The 24149-nt window shown below is 63.2% G+C and carries 19 protein-coding genes; 14 read left to right on the forward strand and 5 right to left on the reverse strand.

Annotated elements, in window-relative coordinates; genetic code table 11:
• Positions 1–47 precede the first annotated feature (47 nt).
• Positions 48–2573 (forward strand): ligase-associated DNA damage response DEXH box helicase, encoded by a 2526-nt coding sequence (locus AAFN55_RS05290; protein WP_347797824.1) that lies wholly within the window; start codon positions 48–50, stop codon positions 2571–2573.
• A gap of 14 nt (positions 2574–2587) precedes the next feature.
• Entirely contained in the window at positions 2588–3286 is a 699-nt protein-coding gene (gene pdeM, locus AAFN55_RS05295; RefSeq protein ID WP_347800189.1) for a ligase-associated DNA damage response endonuclease PdeM, read from the forward strand.
• A gap of 10 nt (positions 3287–3296) precedes the next feature.
• Here pdeM and AAFN55_RS05300 read toward each other — a convergent pair whose 3' ends face one another.
• The 3 genes from AAFN55_RS05300 to AAFN55_RS05310 all read right to left on the reverse strand — a co-directional run bounded on the left by AAFN55_RS05300 (position 3297) and on the right by AAFN55_RS05310 (position 8914).
• The gene (locus tag AAFN55_RS05300; protein ID WP_347797825.1) at positions 3297–4100 is read right to left on the reverse strand and encodes a TIGR02186 family protein; all 804 of its coding nucleotides are present in this window, start codon (positions 4098–4100) and stop codon (positions 3297–3299) included.
• Position 4101: 1 nt separating this feature from the next.
• Positions 4102–5025 carry a sulfite exporter TauE/SafE family protein gene (locus tag AAFN55_RS05305; RefSeq protein ID WP_347797826.1) on the reverse strand — a complete coding sequence of 308 codons (924 nt, stop codon included), beginning with the start codon at positions 5023–5025 and terminating at the stop codon, positions 4102–4104.
• Positions 5026–5200: 175 nt separating this feature from the next.
• On the reverse strand, positions 5201–8914 hold the full coding sequence (locus AAFN55_RS05310) for a peptidoglycan-binding protein (RefSeq protein ID WP_347797827.1): 3714 nt from the start codon (positions 8912–8914) through the stop codon (positions 5201–5203).
• A 425-nt stretch (positions 8915–9339) separates the two neighbouring features.
• Here AAFN55_RS05310 and AAFN55_RS05315 point away from each other — a divergent pair, with 425 nt between their 5' ends.
• The 10 genes from AAFN55_RS05315 (at position 9340) to AAFN55_RS05360 (ending at position 20019) form a co-directional block, all read left to right on the forward strand.
• Complete coding sequence (locus tag AAFN55_RS05315; RefSeq protein ID WP_347800190.1) at positions 9340–9777, forward strand: MerR family DNA-binding transcriptional regulator; 438 nt, start codon at positions 9340–9342, stop codon at positions 9775–9777.
• A 79-nt stretch (positions 9778–9856) separates the two neighbouring features.
• On the forward strand, positions 9857–10147 hold the full coding sequence (locus tag AAFN55_RS05320; RefSeq protein WP_347797828.1) for a hypothetical protein: 291 nt from the start codon (positions 9857–9859) through the stop codon (positions 10145–10147).
• Positions 10148–10249: 102 nt separating this feature from the next.
• Positions 10250–12040 carry an acyl-CoA dehydrogenase C-terminal domain-containing protein gene (locus tag AAFN55_RS05325; RefSeq protein ID WP_347797829.1) on the forward strand — a complete coding sequence of 597 codons (1791 nt, stop codon included), beginning with the start codon at positions 10250–10252 and terminating at the stop codon, positions 12038–12040.
• 70 nt (positions 12041–12110) lie between these two features.
• Positions 12111–13283: an acyl-CoA dehydrogenase family protein gene (locus AAFN55_RS05330; RefSeq protein WP_347797830.1), complete on the forward strand. Its 1173-nt coding sequence runs from the start codon at positions 12111–12113 to the stop codon at positions 13281–13283.
• 63 nt (positions 13284–13346) lie between these two features.
• Complete coding sequence (locus AAFN55_RS05335; RefSeq protein WP_347797831.1) at positions 13347–14555, forward strand: acetyl-CoA C-acetyltransferase; 1209 nt, start codon at positions 13347–13349, stop codon at positions 14553–14555.
• Positions 14556–14746: 191 nt separating this feature from the next.
• Positions 14747–16963, forward strand: a complete 2217-nt coding sequence (locus AAFN55_RS05340; RefSeq protein WP_347797832.1) for a 3-hydroxyacyl-CoA dehydrogenase NAD-binding domain-containing protein — start codon at positions 14747–14749, stop codon at positions 16961–16963.
• A 303-nt stretch (positions 16964–17266) separates the two neighbouring features.
• Positions 17267–17812: a thioesterase family protein gene (locus tag AAFN55_RS05345; protein WP_347797833.1), complete on the forward strand. Its 546-nt coding sequence runs from the start codon at positions 17267–17269 to the stop codon at positions 17810–17812.
• Positions 17813–17833: 21 nt separating this feature from the next.
• Entirely contained in the window at positions 17834–18451 is a 618-nt protein-coding gene (locus AAFN55_RS05350; protein ID WP_347797834.1) for a 2-hydroxychromene-2-carboxylate isomerase, read from the forward strand.
• A gap of 126 nt (positions 18452–18577) precedes the next feature.
• Positions 18578–19222: a helix-turn-helix transcriptional regulator gene (locus AAFN55_RS05355; RefSeq protein ID WP_347797835.1), complete on the forward strand. Its 645-nt coding sequence runs from the start codon at positions 18578–18580 to the stop codon at positions 19220–19222.
• An 8-nt stretch (positions 19223–19230) separates the two neighbouring features.
• Positions 19231–20019: a hypothetical protein gene (locus AAFN55_RS05360; protein WP_347797836.1), complete on the forward strand. Its 789-nt coding sequence runs from the start codon at positions 19231–19233 to the stop codon at positions 20017–20019.
• On the opposite strand, the gene AAFN55_RS05365 is transcribed toward AAFN55_RS05360, so the two are convergent.
• Positions 20008–21666, reverse strand: a complete 1659-nt coding sequence (locus AAFN55_RS05365) for a lysine--tRNA ligase (RefSeq protein ID WP_347797837.1) — start codon at positions 21664–21666, stop codon at positions 20008–20010. The genes AAFN55_RS05360 and AAFN55_RS05365 overlap by 12 nt on opposite strands.
• A 159-nt stretch (positions 21667–21825) precedes the next feature.
• Between AAFN55_RS05365 and AAFN55_RS05370 the strand changes: the two genes are divergently transcribed.
• Positions 21826–22236 carry a tellurite resistance TerB family protein gene (locus tag AAFN55_RS05370; RefSeq protein ID WP_347797838.1) on the forward strand — a complete coding sequence of 137 codons (411 nt, stop codon included), beginning with the start codon at positions 21826–21828 and terminating at the stop codon, positions 22234–22236.
• A 14-nt stretch (positions 22237–22250) separates the two neighbouring features.
• A complete protein-coding gene (locus AAFN55_RS05375; protein ID WP_347800191.1) occupies positions 22251–23045 on the forward strand; it encodes a sterol desaturase family protein in 795 nt (264 codons plus the stop codon).
• On the opposite strand, the gene AAFN55_RS05380 is transcribed toward AAFN55_RS05375, so the two are convergent.
• Positions 23039–23884 carry a transporter substrate-binding domain-containing protein gene (locus AAFN55_RS05380; RefSeq protein ID WP_347797839.1) on the reverse strand — a complete coding sequence of 282 codons (846 nt, stop codon included), beginning with the start codon at positions 23882–23884 and terminating at the stop codon, positions 23039–23041. The genes AAFN55_RS05375 and AAFN55_RS05380 overlap by 7 nt on opposite strands.
• Between the last annotated feature and the right edge of the window lie 265 nt (positions 23885–24149).

Genomic DNA, 24149 nt, shown 5'->3' on the forward strand with positions numbered 1-24149 from the left:
TTGGCGGCCGCACTTCAGCGCGCTACCTGTTGGCGGTGACGAAGCCCTTGCCCCCCGCTGATGACGCCGACGCGATCGCCCTGCCTGAGCGTTTCGCGCGCTGGTTTGCCGAGCGCAACTGGCAGCCCCGACCGCACCAGCTTGAGTTGCTTGCCAAGGCGAGAGCCGGAGCATCGGCGCTGCTGATCGCGCCCACCGGGGCCGGCAAGACGCTGGCCGGTTTCCTGCCGTCACTGACCGATCTCGCAGCGCGGCCGAAGCGCAAGGCGGGCGAGGCCTATCGCGGCGTCCACACGCTCTATATCTCGCCCTTGAAGGCGCTCGCGGTGGATATCGAGCGCAATCTTGGCCGACCGGTCGCCGAAATGAAGCTCGACATCGCGATCGAGACGCGCACTGGCGACACGCCCTCGCACAAGCGGCAGCGCCAGAAATTCGTGCCTCCGGACATCCTTCTGACGACGCCGGAACAGCTCGCGCTGCTGCTCGCATCCAAGGACGCGGACAAATTCTTCGGATCGCTGCGCTACGTGGTGCTGGACGAGCTGCACTCGCTGGTCACGTCCAAGCGCGGGCATCTTCTGGCGTTGGGCATCGCGCGGCTGCGCCGCTTCGTGCCCGATCTCCAGACGATCGGCCTGTCGGCGACCGTTGCAGAGCCCGACGCGTTGCGCCGCTGGCTGGTGCCCCAGCAAGGAACAGAGCACCCGCCCGGCGCCATGTCCGACGTGATCACCGTCGAGGGTGGCGCGAAGCCGATCATCACCATCCTCGACTCCGAGGAGCGCGTGCCGTGGTCGGGCCACTCGTCGCGCTATGCGATCAACGACATCTACGCCGCGATCCGCGATCACCGCACGACGCTGCTGTTCGTCAACACGCGCAGCCAGGCGGAATTCCTGTTCCAGGAATTGTGGCGCGCGAACGAGGATACGTTGCCGATTGCGCTGCATCACGGGTCGCTGGACGTCGCCCAGCGCCGCCGCGTCGAGACCGCGATGGAAGCCAATGCGCTGCGTGCCGTGGTTGCCACCTCCACGCTCGATCTCGGCATCGACTGGGGGGATGTCGATCTGGTGATCCATGTCGGCGCGCCGAAGGGCGCGAGCCGTCTCGCCCAGCGCATCGGCCGCTCCAATCACCGCATGGACGAGCCGAGCCGGGCGATCCTCGTTCCCGCAAACCGCTTCGAGGTACTCGAGTGCCGCGCGGCACTCGACGCGAACTATGTCGGCGCGCAGGACACGCCGCCGCTTCTGGACGGCGCGCTCGACGTGCTTGCCCAGCACGTGATGGGCATGGCGTGCGCGGCGCCGTTCGATGCGGCGGAACTCCTGGCGGAGGTGAAGACCGCCGCACCCTATGCGCATCTCGACGACGAAACGTTCGCGCGGATCGTCGATTTCGTCGCGACCGGCGGCTACGCGCTCAAGAGCTACGAGCGTTTCGCCCGCATCCGCCAGACCAAGGAAGGCCTCTGGCGTGTCTCGCATCCGCGTTTCGCGCAGCAGTACCGCCTGAACATCGGCACGATCGTCGAATCGCCGGCGCTCAATGTGCGGATGACGCGGCAGCGCGGGCGGGGCGGAAACGCGGCCGGCGGACCGGTTTTGGGTAAGATCGAGGAATATTTCCTGGAAACCCTGACGCCGGGCGACACCTTTCTCTTCGCTGGCAAGATCCTGCGCTTCGAGGGAATCCGCGAGAACGAGTGCTACGTCTCCAACGCGCCCGGACAGGATGCGAAAGTGCCGGTCTATGCCGGCGGCAAATTTCCGCTCTCGACCTATCTGGCGGCCGAGGTGCGGGCGATGCTGGCCGATCCGGAACGCTGGAACAGCCTGCCCGAGCAGGTAGCCGAATGGCTTTCCATACAAAAAGAGAAGTCGGTGCTGCCGAAGGCCGGCGACCTTCTCATCGAGACCTTTCCGCGCGGCAGCCGCTTCTACATGGTCGCCTATCCGTTCGAGGGCAGGCTCGCGCACCAGACGCTCGGCATGCTCCTGACACGCCGGCTGGAGCGGGCGGGCGGGCGACCGCTGGGCTTCGTGGCAACGGACTACGCGCTGGCGATCTGGGCGCACGCCGACATCGGCGCGCTTCACAAAAGCGGCAAACTGCCGTTCTCGGAACTCTTCGACGAGGACATGCTCGGCGACGATCTCGACGCCTGGCTGGCCGAGAGCTGGCTTTTGAAACGTACCTTTCGTGCCTGCGCGGTGATCGCAGGCCTGATCGAGAAGCGGCATCCCGGGCAGGAGAAGACGGGACGGCAGATGACCGTGTCGGCCGACCTCATTTATGACGTTCTTCGCACGCACGACCCTGACCACATCCTGCTTCGCGCCACGCGGGCGGACGCTGCTGCGGGCCTTCTGGATGTCAGGAGGCTTGCCGACATGCTCTCGCGGATCAAAGGTCGAATCATGCATAAGGATCTGGAGCGCATTTCGCCGCTCGCCGTCCCGATCATGCTCGAAATCGGGAAGGAGCGGGTCAAGGGCGAGGCCGACGAGATGCTCCTGTCCGAAGCCGAAGACGACCTCGTCCACGAGGCCATGGGAGACGAATGAACGCAGTGACGGCCATGCCGAAGTCAAACACTGGCATGCGCAGGATCGCCATCGCGGGCGAGATCGCGATCTGCGATCCGCGCGGCGCGCTTTATTTTCCCGATTTCGGCTTGCTCGCGGTCTCCGACCTGCATCTCGAGAAAGGCTCGTCCTTCGCGCGCCGCGGCCAGTTACTTCCACCCTATGACACCGGTGCGACGCTCGACCAGTTGTCGCGCGTGATCGAAACGCATGCGCCGCGCACGGTGCTCAGCCTTGGCGACAGCTTCCACGACGTCGGCGGTTCGCAGCGAATGCCCGAGCCGTACCGCATCAAGCTCGCCGCCATGATGGGCGGACGGGAGTGGATCTGGGTGACGGGCAATCACGATCCCGATGCGCCGGTCGGCGTGTCGGGTACGGTCGCTGATGAAGTGGCGCTGGGCGCGCTTCGTTTCAGGCATGAACCCCTGAAAGGCGCAGCGGCAGGCGAAATCGCGGGGCACCTGCATCCCGGCGCGGTGATCGTGCAACGTGGCCGTTCGGTGCGCCGGCGCTGCTTCGCCACGGATGGGGAGCGCATGGTGATGCCGGCGTTCGGAGCCTATACCGGGACGCTCAACGTGCTCGATCGTGCCTATCGCGGGCTGTTCAAATGGGAGAGCTTCTTTGCCCATATGCTCGGAACCGAGCGCGTCTACGCCTTTGCGCACCACCGCTTGCGGGCCGGCTGATCTCTCTCTCTTAATCCTTGCGGAATATCAGGCGGCCGAGCCATCCGGTCACGAAGGCGAGCGCCACGGCGGCGAGGCCGAACAGGAAGCTGTTGTTCTGCGCGATCCTGAAAAGCCGCTCCTCGAAGCCCGCCTTGAGGATCGCCAGTTGCGCCGAGCTTTCCTTGATGAAGACGCCGTTCTTGAACAGGAACGCGCGCGCACGGTGGGTGCCGACCGGAACGTTGGGCGCCAGATGAAGCGTGGCGCGAAACAGGGATTGTGAGAGGAAGTTCACACCGCCGATGCGCTCGCTGTAGAGGCCCGTCGCCTTCTTTCGCTCACGCAGCGCAGCCGTGAACTCCGCCAGCGTCGCAGGCTCCTGGGCCTTGTTGAGCGGCGTCACCGTGAGGTTGTCCGCACCCAGCGCAAGCTGCTTGAAATTCTTCGGATTGGTTATGTCCTGCATCGAGCGTGTGGTGGCCACCGAGTAGGAAACCGGCACATTGACGAAGGTTTCTGACTCGGTGTTGACCCACATCCCCAGAATGCGGTTCTTCTTGCGGACCACGATCGGGCGCGGAGGCCCTTCCAGAACCACGATCACATCATAGCGGCCCTGTCTGGTGACGAGCGGATCGGCATTCTCCAAAGCGCCGAAGATGGTGAGATCAGCGCCGGAGAAGTCGGCGGTAATCGAGACGCGATCGGTGGATAGGCCGATCTGGATCGCCTCCGGATTGACGATTTCGGGCGCTTGCGCGCGGGCCTGTCCCATTGCGAGCATCAGGAACGCGGCGGCCAGGGTGGGGAGTGTGGATCTCGTAAGCTCCATCTCAAATCCCCGACAATGATGCCAGCGAGTAGAGCGAACTCGGCCGTACGAAGAGGTCGAAGGCGAGGCGAAGCGCAACCGCGAGCACGAGCAGCGCCAGAAGCGCGCGCAACTGTTCACCGCGAAGGCGCTGGCCTGCCTTTGCGCCGTATTGCGCGCCGGCAACGCCGCCGATCATCAAGAGGAAGGCGAGCACGATGTCGACCGTCTGGTTGGTGGTGGCATGGACGATCGTGGTGTAGGCGGCGGTGAAGATGATCTGAAACAGCGATGTCCCGACGACGACATTCGTCGGAACCTTGAGCAGGTAGACAAGCGCCGGAATCATGATGAAGCCGCCGCCGACGCCCATGATCGACGCCAAAAAGCCGATGATCGCACCGAGGCCGACCACGGGAATGACGCTGACGAACAGTTTGGACGCCCGGAACCGCACCTTCAGGGGCAGTTTGTGGATCCAGTTGTGTTGTCCGGGTTTGCGCAGCGACGAGGTCGCGCCGCCGGCATTGCGCCGGATCATACGCACGCTCTCCACCAGCATCAGGGCACCCACGGTGCCGAGCAACGCCACGTAGAGAAGCGAAATGAACAGATCGAGCTGGCCGACGGCGCGCAGCAGCGAAAACACGTAGACGCCGATCGTCGATCCGAAAATGCCGCCCACAAGCAGCACGGTACCGAGCTTGAAGTCGATCGTGCCCTTCTTGAGGTGCGACAACGCTCCCGAGACCGAGGATGCGACGACCTGGTTGGCGCCGGTGGCGACCGCGATGGCAGGCGGGATATTGTAGAAGATCAAAAGCGGCGTGATCAGGAAGCCGCCACCGACGCCGAACATGCCCGAGAGGAAGCCCACGGCAGCACCCATGGCCAGAAGGACGACCATGTTGACAGACATTTCCGCGATCGGGAGATAGATGCCCACCCGTCAAACTCGACTGCTTGCGCCTGATCCTGGAACCATTCCTGTAGCGAGGCGGATCAGGAAGTAGTTCGTTCTTGCGCCGACAATGGGGCGAAGTCAAACCATGCGGCCGGGAAACAGCCGTAAAATGCAGGCGATTGCAGGCATTTGCGTCGAGCGAGCCGGCGCAGGGCTCTCAGCGTCGTGCCAGCAGCGCCTTGACTACCGGTTCGTCGATCTCGCCTGTCGGCGCCATGCCGTTGTCCTTCTGGAATGCGGCGAGCGCTGCCTTGGTCTTTCCGCCCATCATGCCGTCCTCCGCACCGGCGCTGTAGCCGTTCTTGTTGAGGATGATCTGGACGTTGCGGACAGCCTGCTTCATGTCGACGCTCGCCGTCGTGTCCGTGCTTTCTCTCCAGCTATCCGGGATCTCGACCGCGTTGGCTTCTTCGTTGACCGGCTTCGCGCGCCAGAGTTCGGCAGCGGCGCGGGCATTTTCCAATTGCTCGGGACGGAGTTCCCTGGCGATCTCGTCACGCTTCTGCGCGGCGTCCTTGTCGCCCGCCTGGGCGACGACGGCGAACCACTTATAGGCGTTCTCCAGGTTCTGGGGCATGCCGACGCCCTTGGCGGCGAGAATGCCGAGATTGAACTGGCTATCCCTCACGCCGAGCTCGGCTGCCTGCTGAAACCAGCGAGCGGCCGATTCATTGTCCGTCGTGCCATCGGCACCCATTGCGAAGAGCACGGCGAGGTTGTGCATGGCGCTCGCATTGCCCTGCGCGGCGGCAAGCTGGTACCAGGTCTTCGCCTTGGCGATGTCGCGCGTGACGCCGATGCCCTTCTCGTAGAGATTGCCGATGCGGTATTGGGAGGGCGCGAGGCCGTGATCGGCCGCCTTTGCGTACCACTCCGCGGCTTTCGCCATGTCCAGGGTAACGCCCTGAGCCTCGGCATAACGATTGCCGATCTCGTAGAGCGCCTTCGGATCGCCCTCGGCCGCAGCTTCGCGCAGAATGACCGGGCCGGCCTCCAGCGGTATCGCGGCAAGGGCAGCCTCGCTGGTTTCCGGAGCGAGATCGGCCGCAGGCTCGAGCGGATCGGCTGGCGTCTCGAGCGCCGCGATCTCAACCGGTGCGGTCGGCAGAGGCGCTGCCGCGTCGAGCCAGTCGGTCGTGACGTCTTCGGCCTTCGCAGGCGCGGTGGTCAGCGATGACCTGGCGGTCGCGGGCGGAGCGGCAGCGGCGGTGATCGGCGTCGCGTCGAGCTCGTTGATCGTGGTCTCGGCGGTGGCGGTTTCGATCGAGTTGGCAGTTGGCAACTGCCTCGCTTCCGCGACCAGCGATGGGCCTTCCGCAGGGGCTTCGGCAACGTTCGAACCGCCGTTGAACGACTTGCCCACCTGCAATGCGGCCAGTGCCATCAAGATCGCGGCCACGCCCATCAGGACCGGCTTGCGTCGCGATTTGAGGAGGCCGCCGAGGCTGAAGCCCGAAGCCTTCGATTTCGCGGCGGGACTGCGCTTCATCATCTCGGCTTCGGCCGCTGCCGCCTGCGCCGCGCGCCGGGCTGCCGCGATGAAGTCCGACTTGGCCGTTTCCGAACCCTGCTCGCGCGCGGGCTGGCCACGTTCGTCGCGCACGCGTCGCATGATGGCGTTGAGGTCGGGCGCGCCCGAACCCGGTTCGAGCGGCTGGTTGAGCGCATGCATGTCGAGCGGAGGATCGACATCGACGGAGGGCGCCAGCGGCTCGCTGGCCGTCTCAGGCGTCAATGCCTCCTGGGCCTTCTGCTTCGTCCTGGGGTGCTTCGCCTTGCGCGCCGTCAGCGCCTTGGTGATCCCACCGAGCATTGAGCGGCGACCACCGGCATCTTCGACGCCGGACGCTTCCGCGTCGCTGCGGATCGCTTCGGCGGCCGCGGCGGCGGCCGCGGCGGCAGGTGTGCGGATGCCTGTGCGTTCGATCGCGGTGTCGTCAAGCAGGCCTTCGGGCATCGAGGCAAGCGGAAGCGCTTCGACCATCGGCTCAAGAGACGGTGTCTGGGCGACGCCAAGAAGCGTTTCGCGCGGCGCGACGGTTGCGGGATGGCGTGGCGCCAAGGCGGCGGTTTCCACGGCGCCGATCCGATCGACGATCTTGAGAAGCGTGTCGTGGATCGCCTCGAACGTCTTGGCGTTGCGGTCGTCGGACTTGCGCGTCAGCCCTTCGAGGGACTTCAGGTCTTCGACCAGACCGGCGACGAGTGCGCCGTCTCGGTCGGAGCCCGCGAAGCTGCGTACCGCTTCCTCGGCCGCATGGCGGGCGGCCTCGAGAACGTCCTGCCGTCCCGCCGCGATCGACTCTTCGATCTTCTCGAGACGGGGATTGATGATCGCGGCATCCATGGCACTGCGCGACGGCTGCGAGATATGTGCCGTCAGGTCCGCGATCTGCGCCTCGAGGCTGCGGATCAGGTTCGGGTCGACCCCGCTGCTCCGGGTCGATGTCTCCAGCCGATCGGAAATGGTGTCGAGACGCGCCTCCAGATCGCGCATGGCGCGATCGTCGCCGGCTGGCGCGACCTGTCGTTCCAGTCTCGCGGCAAGTTCGGCGAAGCGCGCGTCCATGGCTTCGAGCAGATGATCGTCCTGTCGCGCGGACGGCGTTTCGTGCTCGGCGATACGGAGCGTAATTTCCTGAAGACGGCGTTCGAGATCCACGAACAGGGTTTGTCCCTGAACGAGCGCGTCCGAGTGGCGCTGTTCGAGCATGTCGGAGAGGGTCGCGAAACGGCTGTCGAGACCGCTCAGCGCACCGTCGAGGTCCGGCATGGCCGGTCCCTGGTCGAGCTTGCGGACGATCGTCTCCAACTGTCCTGCCAGAAGGCCGATCGCCTGCTCGGGCATCTCAACGCGATGCGCGATGTCCTCGACGCGATGCGACAGGGCCGCAAGCTGCGAGGCAAGGCCGTGGGCAGGGTTCTCTTCGACCACCTCGCCAAGCTGGCGCGCCAGCGACGAGATGCGGGCCTCGATGCGCTCGAAGGGCTCGGGGTCGTAGGTCGCGGGCAGGGCAGCCGATTTGGAGGCTGCGACCGCGCGCGAAATTTCGTCGAGGCGCATTTCGATTGCGTCGAGCGCTTCCGGCCCGACGCGATCCTGATGATGCGCGAACTGATCGACGCTGGATGCGAGGATCTTCATCTTGTCTTCGAGCGAGCGCAGCGCAACCGAGGTCGGAAGCGTGTTCACCGCATCGCTGATCTGTTCGAGCCGTGCCGTCAGGGTCGCGAGTGCCGCGTCCGGCGTGCCGCCGTGTTGAGTGTTCGAAACCTGGCTGGCGATATCGCTCCAGCGACGGTCGAGTTCTTCCCAACGGCGATCGTAGGACTGGACGGTCTCCTCACGCGCAAGCTTGCCGAGCGCGGCCTTCACCTGCTCCATTTCGAGGCGCAGGAGATTGATCTGCCGATCGTCGCTCTGCTGCGACAGCTTGTGGATCATCGCCGAAAGCCGCTCGAACTCGACGCCGAGTTCGGCTGCGTGGCTGGCAGGAGCGGAATTGCGCATTGCGCCCTCGATCTCGGTCTTCAGGACGTCGAACTCCTCGCGCAGGCCCGACCCCATCTGGTGGCGCAGTTCGGCGCGCAGAGCGCTCAGTTCGGCGGCCACGCCCGACGGAATGGCGGGAGACGCTTCGCGGGGCGCTGTACGTGGCGCGTAGCCATGGGCCGGAGCCTCGTAGGGCGCCGTTTCGCCCGCGAGCCGGCGCGCTGCGTTTTCCATGCGGTAGTCGCCACGGCCCTCATAGGTCCGGCTGATGCGGCTTTCGAGCTCCTCCAGTGTGTTGCTGAGCTGTTCGAGCGAGGTGCTCGGCCTGCGCCGACGGCCGGCATTCATCGAATCGAGATAGGATTGTCTATTGGTCATCGAAACGTCCGCTGCCGCCTAGCTGGCCGGAAACGCCGGCACACTCCTCGCCTCATTGCAGGGATGCACCTTGATGCGCCGCCGCAAGGATTGGCGATGCATGCTCTCGGGTCATGTCCCTCTGGAAGAACCGTGAGCAACGAACGACAGGATAGTCACGGGACACCGTCACGCGCACAATTCCCCAGACGTGGTAAACAAGTCGTTAACCAGTCTTAAAAGGTTCCGCCGCTGCCCCTGCGTCAGGATTTCGCACTTGCGAGACGTCAGGCGCACGACTATATGCCCGCCAGACATCGGGACCGCCTATCGGCCCGCACACAATCACGATTCAAACCTGATCGGACGCCCTTCGCCCCAATGGCTTCCAATCGCCGTTCCCGCATTGCCGGAGCGTGTTTACGGGGAAATGCGAAATGATGAACATGATGCCGGCCAGCGAAAGCATGGCCAATGCAACGGAACTTTCGGACGGTTACATCCGTATCGGCGATATGGCCAAGCAGTTCGACGTGACGTTGCGCACGTTGCGCTTTTACGAAGACAAGGGCTTGCTCAATCCGAAGCGTGAAGGCAACACCCGCCTTTACACCCATCGCGACGTGACGCGCCTCAAGCTGATCCTGCTCGGCCGCAAGGTCGGTTTCTCGCTTCGCGAGGTCAAGCATGTGATGGATCTCTACGATCCCAACGGCTCGAACGTGAAGCAGCTTCGCACCGTTCTCGACAAGTCGGAGCGTCAGCTCGTCCGCCTGGAAAAGCAGCGCACCGCTCTCGACGAGGCAATCGAGGAACTGAAGGGCGCAATGCATAGCTGGCGCTCGACACTCCTCTCGCGGCAGGAACTGGCCAAGTCGGCCTGACGCGTTTCATCGTCTTATCGACCGAACGTCTGAAGACGACACGCTGTCGTCTTCGGGTCTCTCGCGCTATCGTCGCCGCATGACGATGATCGATCGCACCTCGTCGGACAAATCCGCAGGCAGGCGGCGCATGCCGCTTGCGAGCACGATCGCGTTTCTCGCGGTTGCCGCCGTGACCTGCCTTGCCTGGTACGTCTCCGACACCCGCTGTGCCTTCGGCTTCGGAGGCTTCCAGTGCGCCGGTTTGCCTTCAAGCGCCGGTGGGCTGCTGTTCGGCTGGACCGTCCTTTCCCTTCTTCTCCTGCCGCTGACATTGGGCATCGCAATCTGGCGATGGCTGTCGTGGTTTTGGGCCTATCGAAAAAATTGACGTTTACGCAAACGTCAATATTTGATACGAAGCATCTCATCCTGGTATTTTGGCGGGTCGCACCCGCTTGTCGACGTTTCACCCGACTTCTGGAGGACCTTCATGCCGACTTACAAGGCACCCGTCGCCGATACGCTTTTCGTGCTCAATGACGTGCTCGGTTACGAGCGGTATTCGAACCTTCCCGGCTTCTCGGACGCAGCACCAGATGTGCTGGAAGCGATCCTCGAGGAGGCCGCCAAGGTCGCCGAAAACGTCATGCACCCGCTCAACCGCGTCGGCGACGAAGAGGGCTGCACCCGCCACGCCGACGGCTCGGTGACGACGCCCAAGGGTTTCAAGGAAGGCTACGACCAGTATCGCGAAGGCGGCTGGATGAGCCTCGCGATCCCGACGGAGTTCGGCGGGCAGGGCCTTCCCTACACGGTTCACTCCGCCGTCGGCGAATATATGTCGTCCGCCAACATGGCGCTGATGATGTATCCGGGCCTGACCCAGGGCGCGATTGCCGCGATCCTCGAACACGGCTCCGACGAGCAGAAGCAGACCTACGTGCCGAAGATGGCCGAAGGCGTGTGGACCGGCACCATGAACCTGACCGAACCGCATTGCGGCACCGATCTGGGCCTGCTGCGCACCAAGGCGGTCCCCACCGGCACCGGTTCTTACAAAATCTCCGGCCAGAAGATCTTCATCTCCGCTGGCGAACACGACATGGCCGAGAACATCATCCATCTGGTGCTCGCCCGCATCGAGGGCGCGCCGGAAGGCGTCAAGGGCATTTCGCTGTTCATCGTGCCGAAGCTCAAGCTCGACGATGCCGGCAACCCCGGTGAGAAAAACGGCGTGTCCTGCGGTTCCATCGAAGAGAAGATGGGCATCCACGGCAATTCCACCTGCGTCATGAACTATGACGAGGCCGAGGGCTTCCTGATCGGCGCGGAGAACGGCGGCCTCAAGGCCATGTTCGTGATGATGAACGAAGCCCGCCTCGGCGTCGGCATGCAGGGTCTCTCCATCGGCGAGATCGCCTATCAGAACGCCGTGATCTACGCCAAGGAGCGCATTCAGGGCCGCTCGATTGCCGGCGTGAAAGCGCCTGAAAAGAAGGCCGACCCGATCATCGTCCACCCGGACATTCGCCGCAACCTGATGAACATGAAGGCGTTCAACGAGGCCGGCCGTGCGCTGGTGCTGTGGACCGCGCTCAAGTCCGACGTCGCCCACCGCTCCGGCGACGACGCCGACCGTCAGGCAGCCGACGATCACCTCGGCCTGATGACGCCGATCATCAAGGGCGTGCTCACCGACAAGGGTTTCGAGCATGCCGTGATGGCGCAGCAGGTCTTCGGCGGCCACGGCTATATCGAAGAGCACGGCATGAGCCAGTTCGTGCGCGATGCCCGCATCGCCATGATCTACGAGGGTGCCAACGGCATCCAGGCGCTCGATCTCGTCGGCCGCAAGCTCGGCCTCAACGGTGGCCGCGCCGTGCAGGCGTTCTTCAAGGAAGTCGGCGATTTCTGCGAGGAAAACCGCGCCAATGAGCAGATGGCGCCGTTCACCAAGGCGCTCAAGAAGGGCCTCAACGACCTTCAGGCTGCCACCATGTGGCTGATGCAGAACGCGATGGCCAAGCCCGACAATGCCGGCGCCGCGTCCACCGATTACCTGCATCTGTTCGGCCTCGTCGCGCTCGGCTTCATGTGGGCGCGCATGGCCAAGGTTTCGCAGGAAAAGCTCGCCGAAGGTGCAGCGTCGCCTATCTACCAGTCCAAGCTGGTCACGGCGCGCTACTTCATGGAGCGCGTCATGCCCGAGACCGGCGCGCACCTCGCCCGCCTTTCCGCCGGTGCGGATTCCATGATGGCCCTTGCGGAGGATGCCTTCTAGGGGTTATCCCCGTTATGGTCTGTTCAAGCTTGAACAGATGTCCCGCATTGTGAGCCGAAAGGAAATCCTCGTGACGACGCAACCGGCAAATGTCCTCAACCTCCCCAAGCCCGCTTGGGCGGACGAGGAAGTCGGCATGCTCTACGATATGGCGACGCGCTTCCTCGAAACCGAGATCGCGCCGCGTTACGAGGAATTCGAGAAAGCCGAGATATTCGACCGCGAAAGCTGGAAGAAGGCTGGCGAGAACGGCCTTCTCTGCGCCTCCATCCCGGAAGAATATGGCGGCTCGGGCGGCACGTTTGCCCATGAAAGCGCGATCATCGAGGCGATCAGCCATGTCGGCGTCGACGGCTTCGGCATCGCGCTTCACAACTCCATCGTCGCGCCCTACATCCTTCACTATGGCTCGGAAGAGCAGAAGCAGAAGTGGCTGCCGAAGATGGCCACCGGCGAGTTGATCGGCGCCATCGCCATGACGGAGCCGGGTGCCGGCTCCGATCTCCAGGGCGTCAAGACGCGCGCGGAGAAGGACGGCAACCAGTACCGCATCAACGGCTCCAAGACCTTCATCACCAACGGCCAGCTCGCCAATCTCGTCATCGTCGTCACCAAGACCGACCCGGCTGCGGGCGCGAAAGGCACGTCGCTGATCGTGGTCGAGACCGATGAGGTCGAAGGCTTCCAGCGTGGCCGCAACCTCGACAAGATCGGCCTCATGTCCAACGACACCTCCGAGCTGTTCTTCAACGACGTGCGCGTGCCGACCTCCAACCTGCTCGGCACCGACGAAGGGCAGGGCTTCGTCCAGCTCATGCAGCAGCTCCCGCAGGAGCGTCTGCAGATCGGCACCACCGCGATCTCGATGATCGAGCGCGCGCTGGCGTTGACTATCGACTACGTTAAGGAGCGCAAGGCGTTCGGCAAGGCGGTCATTGACTTCCAGAACACCCAGTTCAAGCTGGCCGAGCTCAAGACCGAAGCCACCATTGGCCGCGTGTTCTACAACGATTGCGTCGCGCGCCATATCGCCGGCGGTCTTGATCCTGTCACGGCTTCGATGGCCAAATACTGGTTGTCGGATTTGCAGGGCAAGATCATGGACGAATGCCTCCAGCTTCACGGCGGCTATGGCTACATGAACGAATACCCCATCGCGCGCATGTGGCGTGACGCCCGCGTCCAGCGCATCTACGGTGGCACCAACGAGATCATGAAACTGCTCATCGCGCGCAGCCTGTAAACGAATGAGAGGCCTCGCGTCCGGCAACCCGGAGCGAGCAACCCAATCGAAAGGGAGAAACAAATGTCTGACGCTTATGTCTATGACGCCGTGCGCACCCCGCGCGGCCGCGGCAAGAAGGATGGCTCGCTGCACGAGGTGCCGGCTGTGCGTCTCGGCGCAAAGGTTCTGGAAGCCGTGCGCGACCGCAACGGGCTTGACACGTCGCAGGTCGATGACATCATTTTCGGCTGCGTCGATCCGGTCGGCGAAGCTGGCTCGGTGATCCCGCGCTCGTCGGCCTTCGAGGCCGGCTACGACAACAAGGCGCCCGGCATCCAGCTCTCGCGTTTCTGCGCCAGCGGACTCGACGCCATCAACCTCGGCGCGGCCAAGATCGCCGGCGGCTCCGACGATATCGTCATCGCCGGCGGCGTCGAGTCGATGTCGCGCGTTGGCATGGGCATGTCAGGCGGGGCGTGGTTCATGGACCCCTCGGTCGGCCTTCCCGGCTATTTCGTGCCGCAGGGCGTCTCCGCCGACCTGATCGCCACCAAATACGGCTTCTCGCGCGATGACGTCGACGCCTATTCGGTCGAAAGCCAGAAGCGCGCCGCCAAGGCGTGGGAAAAGGGCTACTTCAAGAAGTCGGTCGTGCCGGTCAAGGATCAGAACGGCCTGACCATTCTCGACCGTGACGAGCACATGCGCCCGTCCACCGACATGCAGTCGCTGGCCTCGCTCAACCCGTCCTTCGTCATGCCCGGCGAGATGGGCGGCTTCAACGCCGTCGCCATCCAGCGCCACCCGGAAGTCGAGGCCATCAACCACGTCCACCATGCCGGCAATTCGTCCGGCATCGTCGATGGTGCAGCCGCCGTGCTGCTCGGCTCCAAGAAGGCCGGCAAGACGCTCGGCCTCAAGCCGCGCGCCCGCATCCGCGCCTTCACCAACATCGGCTCCGAGCCTGCAATCATGCTGACCGGCCCGGTCGACGTGACCGAGAAGCTGCTCGAAAAGGCCAAGATGAAGCTGTCGGACATCGACCTGTTCGAGCTCAACGAAGCGTTCGCCTCGGTGGTGCTGCGCTACATGCAGGCGTTCGACATTCCGCACGACAAGATCAACGTCAACGGCGGCGCAATCGCCATGGGCCACCCGCTGGGTGCCACCGGCGCAATCATCTTCGGCACGGTTCTCGATGAGCTCGAGCGCCGCAACCTGAACACCGCTCTGGTCACGCTGTGCATCGGCGCGGGCATGGGCACCGCGACGATCATCGAACGCGTTTAGCACGTCTTCCTTCTCCCCGTTCACGGGGAGAAGGTGCCCGAAGGGCGGATGAGGGGCAGAGCCAGCGTTCCAAGGTTCGCGCCGCCCCTCACCTGCCTACCGGCATCCTCTCCCCGTAAACGGGGAGAAGAAATCAGCTTCACCGTCGCGTTCACTCGCTGACGAAACCGTTTTCAAGGAGGACTTCTCCAATGGCTGACTACAAAAACTTCACGGTTGAAACCGATTCCGACGGCATCGCGCTCGTCACATGGGACATGAAGGACAAGTCGATGAACGTCTTCACCGAAGAGGTGATGGACGAACTCGACAAGATCATCGATCATGTCGCCTCGAGCGAAAGCGTCAAGGGCGCGGTCATCACCTCCGGCAAGGAGACCTTCTCCGGCGGTGCCGACCTTACCATGCTCCAGAAGATGCTCAGCGACTTCGCCAAGGAGCAGGCCAAGGACGAGAACAAGGCGATCCAGCTTCTGTTCGACAATGCCGGCCGCATGAGCCAGCTTTTCCGCAAGCTCGAAACCTGCGGCAAGCCATGGGTTTCCGCGATCAACGGCACCTGCATGGGTGGCGCATTCGAGATGTCGCTGGCCTGCCATGGCCGCATCGCCGCTGATAGCGACAAGGTCAAGATGGCCCTGCCGGAAGTCAAGGTCGGCATCTTCCCCGGCGCTGGCGGCACGCAGCGCGTTCCCCGCCTGACGGATCCGCAGTCGGCGCTCCAGATGCTCACCTCTGGCCAGAACCTGTCGCCGAAGAAGGCGAAGCAGATGGGGCTGATCCACGACGTGGTCGAGCCGTCCAAGCTGATCGACGCCGCGAAGGCGATGATCGCCGCCGGCCTCAAGCCGGTCCAGCCCTGGGACGAGAAGGGCTTCAAGCTGCCCGGCGGTCCCGTTTACTCGGCAGCCGGTGCAAACCTGTGGCCGCCGGCAATCGCCATCCTGCGCCGCGAAACCTACGGTAACTATCCCGGTGCCGCCGCGATCCTGAAATGCGCTTACGAGGGCCTGCTGGTTCCGTTCGACACGGCCCTTCGCATCGAGCAGCGCTACTTCGCGCAGATCATGCGTTCCACCGAAGCGCGCATGATGATCCGCTCGCTCTTCGTGTCCTTGCAGGAACTCAACAAGGGCGCGCGTCGTCCCGAAGGTGTCCCCGAAACCAAGTTCAAGAAGATCGGCGTTCTCGGTGCGGGCTTCATGGGCGCGGGCATCGCCTACGTCACCGCCAAGGCCGGCATCCCGGTCGTCCTGCTCGACCGCGACCTGCCATCCGCTGAAAAGGGCAAGGCCCATTCGGCCGGTCTGGTCGATGGCGCGATCAAGAAGGGCCGCGCCACCGAAGCCGAGAAGGAACAGCTTCTGTCCCTGATCACGCCGACCGTCGACTACAAGGACCTCGACGGCTGCGATCTGGTGATCGAAGCCGTGTTCGAGGATTCCGAGGTCAAGAAGGGCGCGACCGAGCAGACCGAAGCGGTCATCGCCAAGGATGCCATCTTCGCCTCCAACACTTCGACAATCCCGATCTCGGCGCTGGCCAAGGCCTCGAAGCGTCCGGCCAACTTCATCGGCATTCACTTCTTCTCGCCGGTCGACAAGATGATGCTGGTCGAGATCATTCTCGGCAAGAAGACCGAGGACAAGGCGATCGCCACCGCCATCGATTACGTTCGCGCGATCAAGAAGACGCCGATCGTCGTCAACGACACTCGCGGTTTCTACGTCAACCGCTGCGTGCTGCGTTACATGGCGGAAGCGTTCCAGATGCTCATCGAGGGCGTTCCGCCGGCGATGATCGAGAACGCGGCCAAGATGGCCGGCATGCCGGTCGGCCCGCTGGCGCTTACCGACGAGACTGCCATCGACCTCGCGCAGAAGATCATGAAGCAGACCATTCGCGATCTCGGCGAGAAGGCCGTTGACCCGGAGCAGTTCAAGCTCATCAACACGATGGTCGATACCCATGGCCGTTTTGGCCGCAAGAACGGCAAGGGCTTCTACGACTATCCGGAAAAGCCGGCCAAGAAGCATCTGTGGCCTGAGCTCAAGACGCTCTACCCGCAGCAGGACGCTGACAAGATCGACGTCGAGGAGCTCAAGCAGCGCTTCCTCGTCACCATCGCTCTCGAAGCTGCCCGCGTCATGGAAGAGGGCATCGTCACCGATCCGCGCGAAGCGGACGTCGGCTCGATCCTCGCCTTCGGCTTCGCGCCCTACACGGGTGGGGCCTTGTCTTACATCGACGGCATGGGGGTGGATAAGTTCCTGAAGCTTTCGAAGACCCTCCAGAAGAAATACGGCGCCCAGTTCAAGGCACCGAAACTTCTGGCCGACATGGCCGGCAAGGGCGAAACGTTCTACGACCGTTTCAACCCCTATCCGAAGGCCAAAAAGGCCGCCTAAAAAGATACCCCCTTTCCCTTCTCCCCGTTTACGGGGAGAAGGTACCCGAAGGGCGGATGAGGGGCAGCGCGAACGCTACCCAAATGGAGCGGAAGCGGTTCGAACTTTCGAAAAGTGTCGTCGTTTTGCTTCCGTCCAACCTCTGTTGATAAATTCGCGGGCGCTGAGAGCCTGCGTCCCGGTAAAGCATTGTTCCTGAAATGGAATTTCGTTGCATTTCGGCAGAAAGCAGTATTTCTATCCACGCTCTGCAATGCCGTATGCGACCGTAATAGCCGATAAAAACCAAGGAGTTGGCGCGCGATGTATGTCTGGGGCCGCCTTGCCAGAATGATGCTGACGGCGAAGTCGCGCGGTCGCTACCACATGGGCGATGAAAGCCGTTTGAGCTTCCGTTGCCTCCCAACCGACATCGATTCCAACCTCCATCTCAACAATGCCCGCTACATGATGCTGGCCGATGTCGGCCGCATCGACATCTTCTACCGCGCCGGCCTCATCGCCCTTGCCCGCAAGAACCGCTGGGCTCCGATGATGGGCGGCCTGCAGGCGGTTTATGCCCGCGAAATCAAGCTGTGGAAGCGTTTCGAGGTGGTGTCCACCGTCGAGACCTGGGAGGATACGCAGGTCATCGGTCGCCATCGTTTCGTGCTGGAAGACGGTCGAACCGCCGCTCTGGTGATGACGACGGCAGGCGTTTACGATTTCAGGAGCAGGGCTTTCATCAAGATTGACGATCTCGTTTCCCAGCTTGGAGCCGACGCGAAACCACGCCCGCCAAGCGACGAGGAACGCATCTTCATGAACTCGCACACCGGCCTGCGCGCCCTTGCCAAGAATATGAAATAATTGAGCTTTTCGGAGGATTTCATGGCTAAAGTCATCGACTACTATTTCATCTGCTCGTCGCCATTCGCCTACCTCGGGCATCCGGCTTTCCACGATCTGGCGGCAAAACACGGCGCTGAAATCCGCTATAAGCCGATCGCCATCTTTGGTGTGTGGGAGAAATCAGGCTCCGTTCCTCTCGGTCAAAGAACCCCGGTCCGCCAGCGTTATCGCCGCATCGAATTGCAGCGCATCGCCGACATTCGCGGCCTTCCGCTCAATCTCGAGCCGAAGTTTTTCCCGGTCGATTCCTCGCTCGCCGACCGCTGCGCAGCCGTGCTTGTGGAGCAGGGAAAGGACCCGTCCGGCTACCTCTGGCACGCGCATCAGGGCGTGTGGACCAACGAGGAAAACATCGCTGACGCTGACCAGCTTGCGATCTGGCTTACCGCCGAAGGCCATGATGCTCAGGCTGTTCTTGCGGCGGCACAGGAGTCGCAAGCAGCAGCAATCATTGCGAAAAATACGCAGGAAGCGACCGAGGTCGATGCCATCGGCGCGCCGGTTTATGTGCTGAATGGCGAGCCCTTTTGGGGGCAGGACCGGCTCGACTATCTCGATCACGCTTTGTCGACGGGACGCGCGCCGTTCCGCGCCTGAGCATCATTTGCCTGTCGAAACACCGCAACGCGGGAGAAACTGTCCGATGTGACTGGACAGATTTCGCCCGTGCGATTAGCTAGGTCTGCAAGGTATTTTTTCCTGTGTTTCGGAAGGGAGCCGCTGATGCTCTCGCATGAACGGGTATGGGCCGCGATCGACGCGCTTGCTGCGCGACACTCCCTGTCGGCATCCGGTCTCGCAAAGCGGGCCGGCCTGGATTCCACTGCTTTTAACAAATCGAAGCGCCTCTCCGCCGATGGGAGGCCGCGTTGGCCCTCGACTGAATCGCTCTCCAAGATCATGGAGGCGACGGGCGCGTCGCTCAACGAGATGATCGGCCTGATCGAAGAGCGATCGATTGTCATAACAACAACGCAGCGGCGGGGATCGGTGCCTCTGCTCGGGTTTGCGCAGGCTGGCGCGGGCGGCTTTTTTGACGATGCAGGCTTCCCTGTCGGGCAGGGCTGGGAGGAAGTGGAACTTCCCGCAGGGGCCAGCGAGGGCGCCTATGCCTTGCAGGTTCAGGGCGATTCCATGCTGCCGCTTTACCGCGATGGCGACATCTTGATCGTGGAGCCCGGCGCGCGCGTTCAGAAGGGCGATCGCGTCGTAGTGAAGACGAGCGCAGGCGAGGTCATGGCAAAGATCCTTGCCGGTCGGAGCAGCAAGGCGATCGAACTCGTCTCGCTCAATCCTGCCCACGCGGATCGCAGCATTCCGGCCATCGAGATCGAATGGATGGCGCGGATCGTCTGGGCGAGCCAGTAGGCGCGGCGATGCGACCGCTCCCGATAGTCGTGGCGATTACCGGTCTGGCTGTGGTTGTCCTTTCCGGGCCTGCGCTGCGTGGCCACTTTACTCCGGAGGGGCAACTGGCTGTGTCACCCGTGCCTGATGTGGCGGTCGCTCCCGCCGCCCAGACCCCTGTCGCGCCGCCCGCCGTTGAAACCGCGCCTGCGCTGAGGCGCTCGATGCCGCGCCCCGTTGCGCCCGATGTGGTGGCCGCGCCGCCAATCCCGACCGACACGCTCGAGCGCGTCGATGCGCGCGAGCCGTTGGGCGACAAGGGGCGTGCGCTCAGTCCAGCCGATCTTCCCCCGGCGGAGACGATTTTGCGCCGCCCGGTGGTCAGCGCTGCGGGAACGTTCACCGCGCAGGGCCATACCGTCGCGCTTGCCGGCATCGATATCACCGACGCCGGCCAGATGTGCGGCGAGGGAACCACGCAGTGGCCGTGCGGCATCCATGCAAGGACCGCGTTTCGCAACTATCTGCGTGGACGCGCGATGACATGTGTCGTGCCAGCCGTGCCTGGAAGCGAGGTCGTCGTCGTCGATTGCAAGCTCGGCACGCAGAACCCTGCCGAATGGCTGGTCACGCAGGGCTGGGCACGCGCCGTGGCCGGTGGACCTTACGCCGAAGCGGGGGCGGCGGCACAATCCGCCCACCGGGGTCTCTTCGGGCAAGCGCCGACCGCAACACCGGCGCTGACCATCACCGTTCCCGAAAGCGCGGAACCGCCGATTTCGGGCATCGGCGTGCCGCTGGGCGGCTCAGGCGGCTAGTTCGCCCGAAAGCGCTTTGGCGATCAGCGCGCGCGTGTTGTCGATCCCGTAAAGCGCGGCAAACGAACCGAAGCGCGGACCGCGTTCCTGGCCGATCAGCACCTGATAGATCATCTGGAAGAACGCGACGGAGACGCCGGGGCCACCTTCGGGGCTCTTCTTGTTGTGATCCTGATAGCGCTCGATGCCGCGCGCGACGTCGAGCGCGGCGTTCTGGATCGTCTCGCCATCGGAACCCGCCGGCAGCGCGCCGAGCTTGTCGGACAGTGCCTTGAGTGCCGCTGCTTCCACCTCGTCGGCGGCGCGGAACACCTTGGTCGGCTTCACGAAATCGTCGAAGTAACGAATGGCGTAGCCGACGAGGCGGTCGAGCTCGGGGTGGGTTTCCGGCGTCACGCCATCGGCATGGCGCGAGATGAAGCCCCACAGAACAGACTTGTCATGCGCGTTAGACGCACTGACCAGATTGAGCAGCAGCGCGAACGACACCGGAAGTTCGATCACAGGCGGATGGCCGCTGTGAATGTGATAGACCGGGTTGCCCAGCCGCTCCTTCCAGTCCTGGCGCTGGTATGCGGCGAGGAACTGGTAATACTCGTCCACGGCGCGCGGGATCACGTCGAAATAGAGCTTCTTTGCCGTGCGCGGCTTCTGGAACATGTAGAGCGCAAGGCTTTCCGTCGGCGCGTAGGTCAGCCACTCGTCGATGGTGATTCCATTGCCCTTCGACTTGGAAATCTTCTCGCCCTTGTCGTCGAGGAAGAGTTCGTAGACGTAATGCTCCGGCGCGCGGCCGCCGAGCGCCTCGCAGATGCGGTCGTAGACGCCCATGTTCGGGCCGTGATCCTTGCCGAACATTTCGAAATCCACGCCGAGGGCTGCCCAGCGCGCGCCGAAATCCGGCTTCCATTGAAGCTTCACGTTTCCGCCCGTTACCGGCAGCGTGATCTCCTCGCCGTCCTCGTCGTCGAATGTGATCGTCGCGTTTTCAGCGTCGACCTTCTTCATCGGTACGTAGAGAACCCGGCCGGTCTTTTGCGAGATCGGCAGGAAGGGCGAGTAGGTCGCGCGGCGCTCTTCGCCGAGCGTCGGCAGCATGATGTCCATGATGGCGTCGTACCGTTCCGCCACGCGCTTCAGGATCGCGTCGAACTTGCCGGACTTGTAATAGTCGCTGGCGCTGGCGAACTCGTAGTCGAAGCCGAACGTGTCGAGGAACCGGCGCAGCATCGCATTGTTGTGATGGCCGAAGCTCTCGTAATCGCCACCGAACGGGTTCGGCACGACGGTGAGCGGCTTGTGCAGGTGCGGCTCGAGGAACGAGCGATCCGGCACATTGTCCGGGATTTTGCGCATTCCGTCCATGTCGTCGGAGAAGCACAAGAGGCGCGTCGGCACCTGGCCTTCGGTCAGAATGTGGAAGGCATGGCGCACCATCGTCGTGCGCGCGACCTCGCCGAACGTGCCGATATGAGGCAGGCCGGACGGGCCATAGCCGGTCTCGAACAGGATGGCTTCCGGCCAGTCCTTACCCTCGTACCGTTTGATGATCTTGCGCGCCTCCTCGAACGGCCACGCTTTGCTCTCTTTCGCAGCCGTCACGATTTCGGGCGTGATGATCAGCGAATTCGATCGCACATGGGTCATGGTTGCGTCCTGTGAGGTTCGCGGGGCCTTTTCGCCGGCGCGCGCAACGTCTAAGCGGGCGCATTGTGCGCGTCAATTGCGGAGCGGATTTTTCGTTGCGATGGGTCGATGCCGTCCCTACTTTCGATCAAACGAATGAGCGACTGGAGAACGAAGACGATGACGAAGCCGTCCGAGCAGGAGGCCCTGATCTACCTTATGGTGATCATGTCCGCGTCCGACCGCAACATGCGCGATTCCGAACTGGCGCGCATCGGCGCGATCATACGCACGCTTCCTGTCTTCACGGGCTTCGACCAGGCGCGGACGCTGGATGTCGCACGGCAATGCCAGCGCCTGCTTCAGGATGAGGGCGGCTTCGAAGGTGTGCTTTCGGCGATCAGGGAAGCCCTTTCGATCGAACTGCGCGAAACCGCCTACGCGCTTGCCGTCGATGTGGCGGCGGTCGATCTGTCGGTCGGCGCCGAAGAGACGCGCATACTCGATCTCGTAAAGGATCGCTTCAAGCTCGATCCTCTGGCCGTCGCGGCGATCGAGCGCGCGGCAAGCATCAGGCACCGCATCGGTTGACAGACAACGAAGCCATGGTCCGACTGGTCGCCTTTCTCGCGATCTTCGGAAGCATGGCGGCGTTCGAACTCTGGTCGCCGCGTCTGGAGCGGGCCGAGATGGCCGGCGCCATGAAGACGCGCCGCTGGTTCACCAACCTGTCGATGGTGGTCGTGTCCTCCATCTTGCTGCGCATCGTCTTTCCCGCAGCCGCTGTCGGCGCCGCGCTATGGGCGCAGGCGAATGGCTGGGGTCTGTTCAACCGTGTCGACGTGCCGCCGATCGCAACCGGCATCATGGCCTTCGTCATCCTCGATTTCGCCGTCTGGTTGGAACACGTCGCCAGCCACAAGATCCCGATCCTGTGGCGGATCCATCGCACGCACCATGCCGATACCGGTTTCGATCTGACGACCGGGCTGCGCTTCCATCCGCTCGAGATCGTGCTCTCGATGGTCTGGAAGGCCGGCATCGTCGTAGCGCTCGGAGCGCCGGTTGCAGCCGTGCTGGTGTTCGAGATCGTGCTGAACGGGATGTCGATGTTTAATCACTCGAACGCCCGCCTGCCGCTCGGTTTCGACCGTGTGCTGCGCCGTTTCGTCGTCACACCCGACATGCATCGCGTGCACCATTCGACGATCCATCGCGAGACGGATTCGAACTACGGCTTCAACCTGCCGATCTGGGATCGCCTGTTCCGCACCTATCGCGACCAGCCGGAGAAGGGGCATGACGGGATGGATATCGGCCTCACGCAATGGCGCGATGCCGCGCCGTCCCGCCTCGGCTGGGCGCTCATGCTGCCGTTTAGACGGCCACCCGGTCAGTAGAAGCTGACGGGAAAATACTTCAGGTAGAGTTCGGCGAAGGTCCCCTTCACATTGATCTCGCGCAGGGCGTAGTCGAAGGCCTGTGCGAGAACAGCGTCGTCGTGCTTGACCGCGATTGCGAGGCCCGCGCCGAGAAATTCCGGCGCGATATAGGGCCCGCCGACGAAGCGGCAACAATTGTTCGAGCCCGATCCCGCCAGCCAGAACGACAGCCGCATCCCGTCGCCGAACGCGCCGTCGATCTTGCCGTCGCGCAAATCCCGATAGAGCCAGTCCAGACGCGAATAAGTCACCGGCCTCGCTGCGGGGAAGTAACTTCTCAGCATCGCTTCATGTGCGGAACCTGCAAGGATGCCGATGCGCTTTTCGGTGAGAGCCTTGTGCATCGGCTCACTGAGTGTCGAGGCGCGCGGGACGACAAAACGGGCCGGGAAGCGAAGGTAGGGCCGCGAAAAAGTGTAGCGCTCGCGTGCCGCCGCACTGATCGCGGTTCCGGTGATGAGTGCTTCGCCGTCTCCGGAATCCATCGCGGCGTCCAGCTCGCCCCACGGAAGCCCCTGGATCTGGCATCGCGCGACGATATCCAGTTCGCGGCAGATTGCGCGCGCGAGTTCGATGTGGAAGCCGGTCAGCCGACCTTCGGAATCCAGAAAGTTGAAGGGGGGAAAATCGATCGTCGTCAGGAACCGAACGCGCTCGACGGCGGAGAGGTCCGGTTTCGGCAACCGCTCCTTGTCGTCCCAATAGTTCGGGATCGCGGGTTCGGCCGCTGCCGCCTGTCCCGCCAATGACACGGTGAGCAGGAGCAGAAAAAGACCGATTGCTTTCAACGTTCCCATCACGTGCGGCATGCCTCGCGGATCACATCGGCAGGGTTGTCGTCTGGCCGGGCAGCGCTGTCAATCAGCCAGAAATCGCCCAGCGTGCGCGATGTCGAACAACAGCTCCGGCAACGTAGAGTACAGAAAGATATGGGTTAACCAATCGTTAAAGAATCACGTTGCGGAAACCGTAGATTGTGCATACGTTTCAACCGGCGGTGGGGGGTATGCGTATGGTGTCAGCTTTCAGTGATGGAAGTCATGCGTTCTATTGGACGGCTAA

Origin of the sequence: Mesorhizobium sp. CAU 1732 (assembly GCF_039888675.1) — a bacterium.
In the GTDB taxonomy this organism is placed as follows: Bacteria; Pseudomonadota; Alphaproteobacteria; order Rhizobiales; family Rhizobiaceae; genus Aerobium.

Bases quoted from the DNA above. Each gene is read 5' to 3' on its own strand.
- AAFN55_RS05315 (WP_347800190.1), top strand. From the start codon at position 9,340: ATGATGCCGGCCAGCGAAAGCATGGCCAATGCAACGGAACTTTCGGAC.
- pdeM (WP_347800189.1), top strand. From the start codon at position 2,588: ATGCCGAAGTCAAACACTGGCATGCGCAGGATCGCCATCGCGGGCGAG.
- AAFN55_RS05355 (WP_347797835.1), top strand. From the start codon at position 18,578: ATGCTCTCGCATGAACGGGTATGGGCCGCGATCGACGCGCTTGCTGCG.
- AAFN55_RS05365 (WP_347797837.1), bottom strand. From the start codon at position 21,666: ATGACCCATGTGCGATCGAATTCGCTGATCATCACGCCCGAAATCGTG.
- AAFN55_RS05375 (WP_347800191.1), top strand. From the start codon at position 22,251: ATGGTCCGACTGGTCGCCTTTCTCGCGATCTTCGGAAGCATGGCGGCG.
- AAFN55_RS05320 (WP_347797828.1), top strand. From the start codon at position 9,857: ATGACGATGATCGATCGCACCTCGTCGGACAAATCCGCAGGCAGGCGG.
- AAFN55_RS05380 (WP_347797839.1), bottom strand. From the start codon at position 23,884: ATGGGAACGTTGAAAGCAATCGGTCTTTTTCTGCTCCTGCTCACCGTG.
- AAFN55_RS05370 (WP_347797838.1), top strand. From the start codon at position 21,826: ATGACGAAGCCGTCCGAGCAGGAGGCCCTGATCTACCTTATGGTGATC.
- AAFN55_RS05310 (WP_347797827.1), bottom strand. From the start codon at position 8,914: ATGACCAATAGACAATCCTATCTCGATTCGATGAATGCCGGCCGTCGG.
- AAFN55_RS05340 (WP_347797832.1), top strand. From the start codon at position 14,747: ATGGCTGACTACAAAAACTTCACGGTTGAAACCGATTCCGACGGCATC.
- AAFN55_RS05300 (WP_347797825.1), bottom strand. From the start codon at position 4,100: ATGGAGCTTACGAGATCCACACTCCCCACCCTGGCCGCCGCGTTCCTG.
- AAFN55_RS05360 (WP_347797836.1), top strand. From the start codon at position 19,231: ATGCGACCGCTCCCGATAGTCGTGGCGATTACCGGTCTGGCTGTGGTT.
- AAFN55_RS05335 (WP_347797831.1), top strand. From the start codon at position 13,347: ATGTCTGACGCTTATGTCTATGACGCCGTGCGCACCCCGCGCGGCCGC.
- AAFN55_RS05325 (WP_347797829.1), top strand. From the start codon at position 10,250: ATGCCGACTTACAAGGCACCCGTCGCCGATACGCTTTTCGTGCTCAAT.
- AAFN55_RS05350 (WP_347797834.1), top strand. From the start codon at position 17,834: ATGGCTAAAGTCATCGACTACTATTTCATCTGCTCGTCGCCATTCGCC.
- AAFN55_RS05345 (WP_347797833.1), top strand. From the start codon at position 17,267: ATGTATGTCTGGGGCCGCCTTGCCAGAATGATGCTGACGGCGAAGTCG.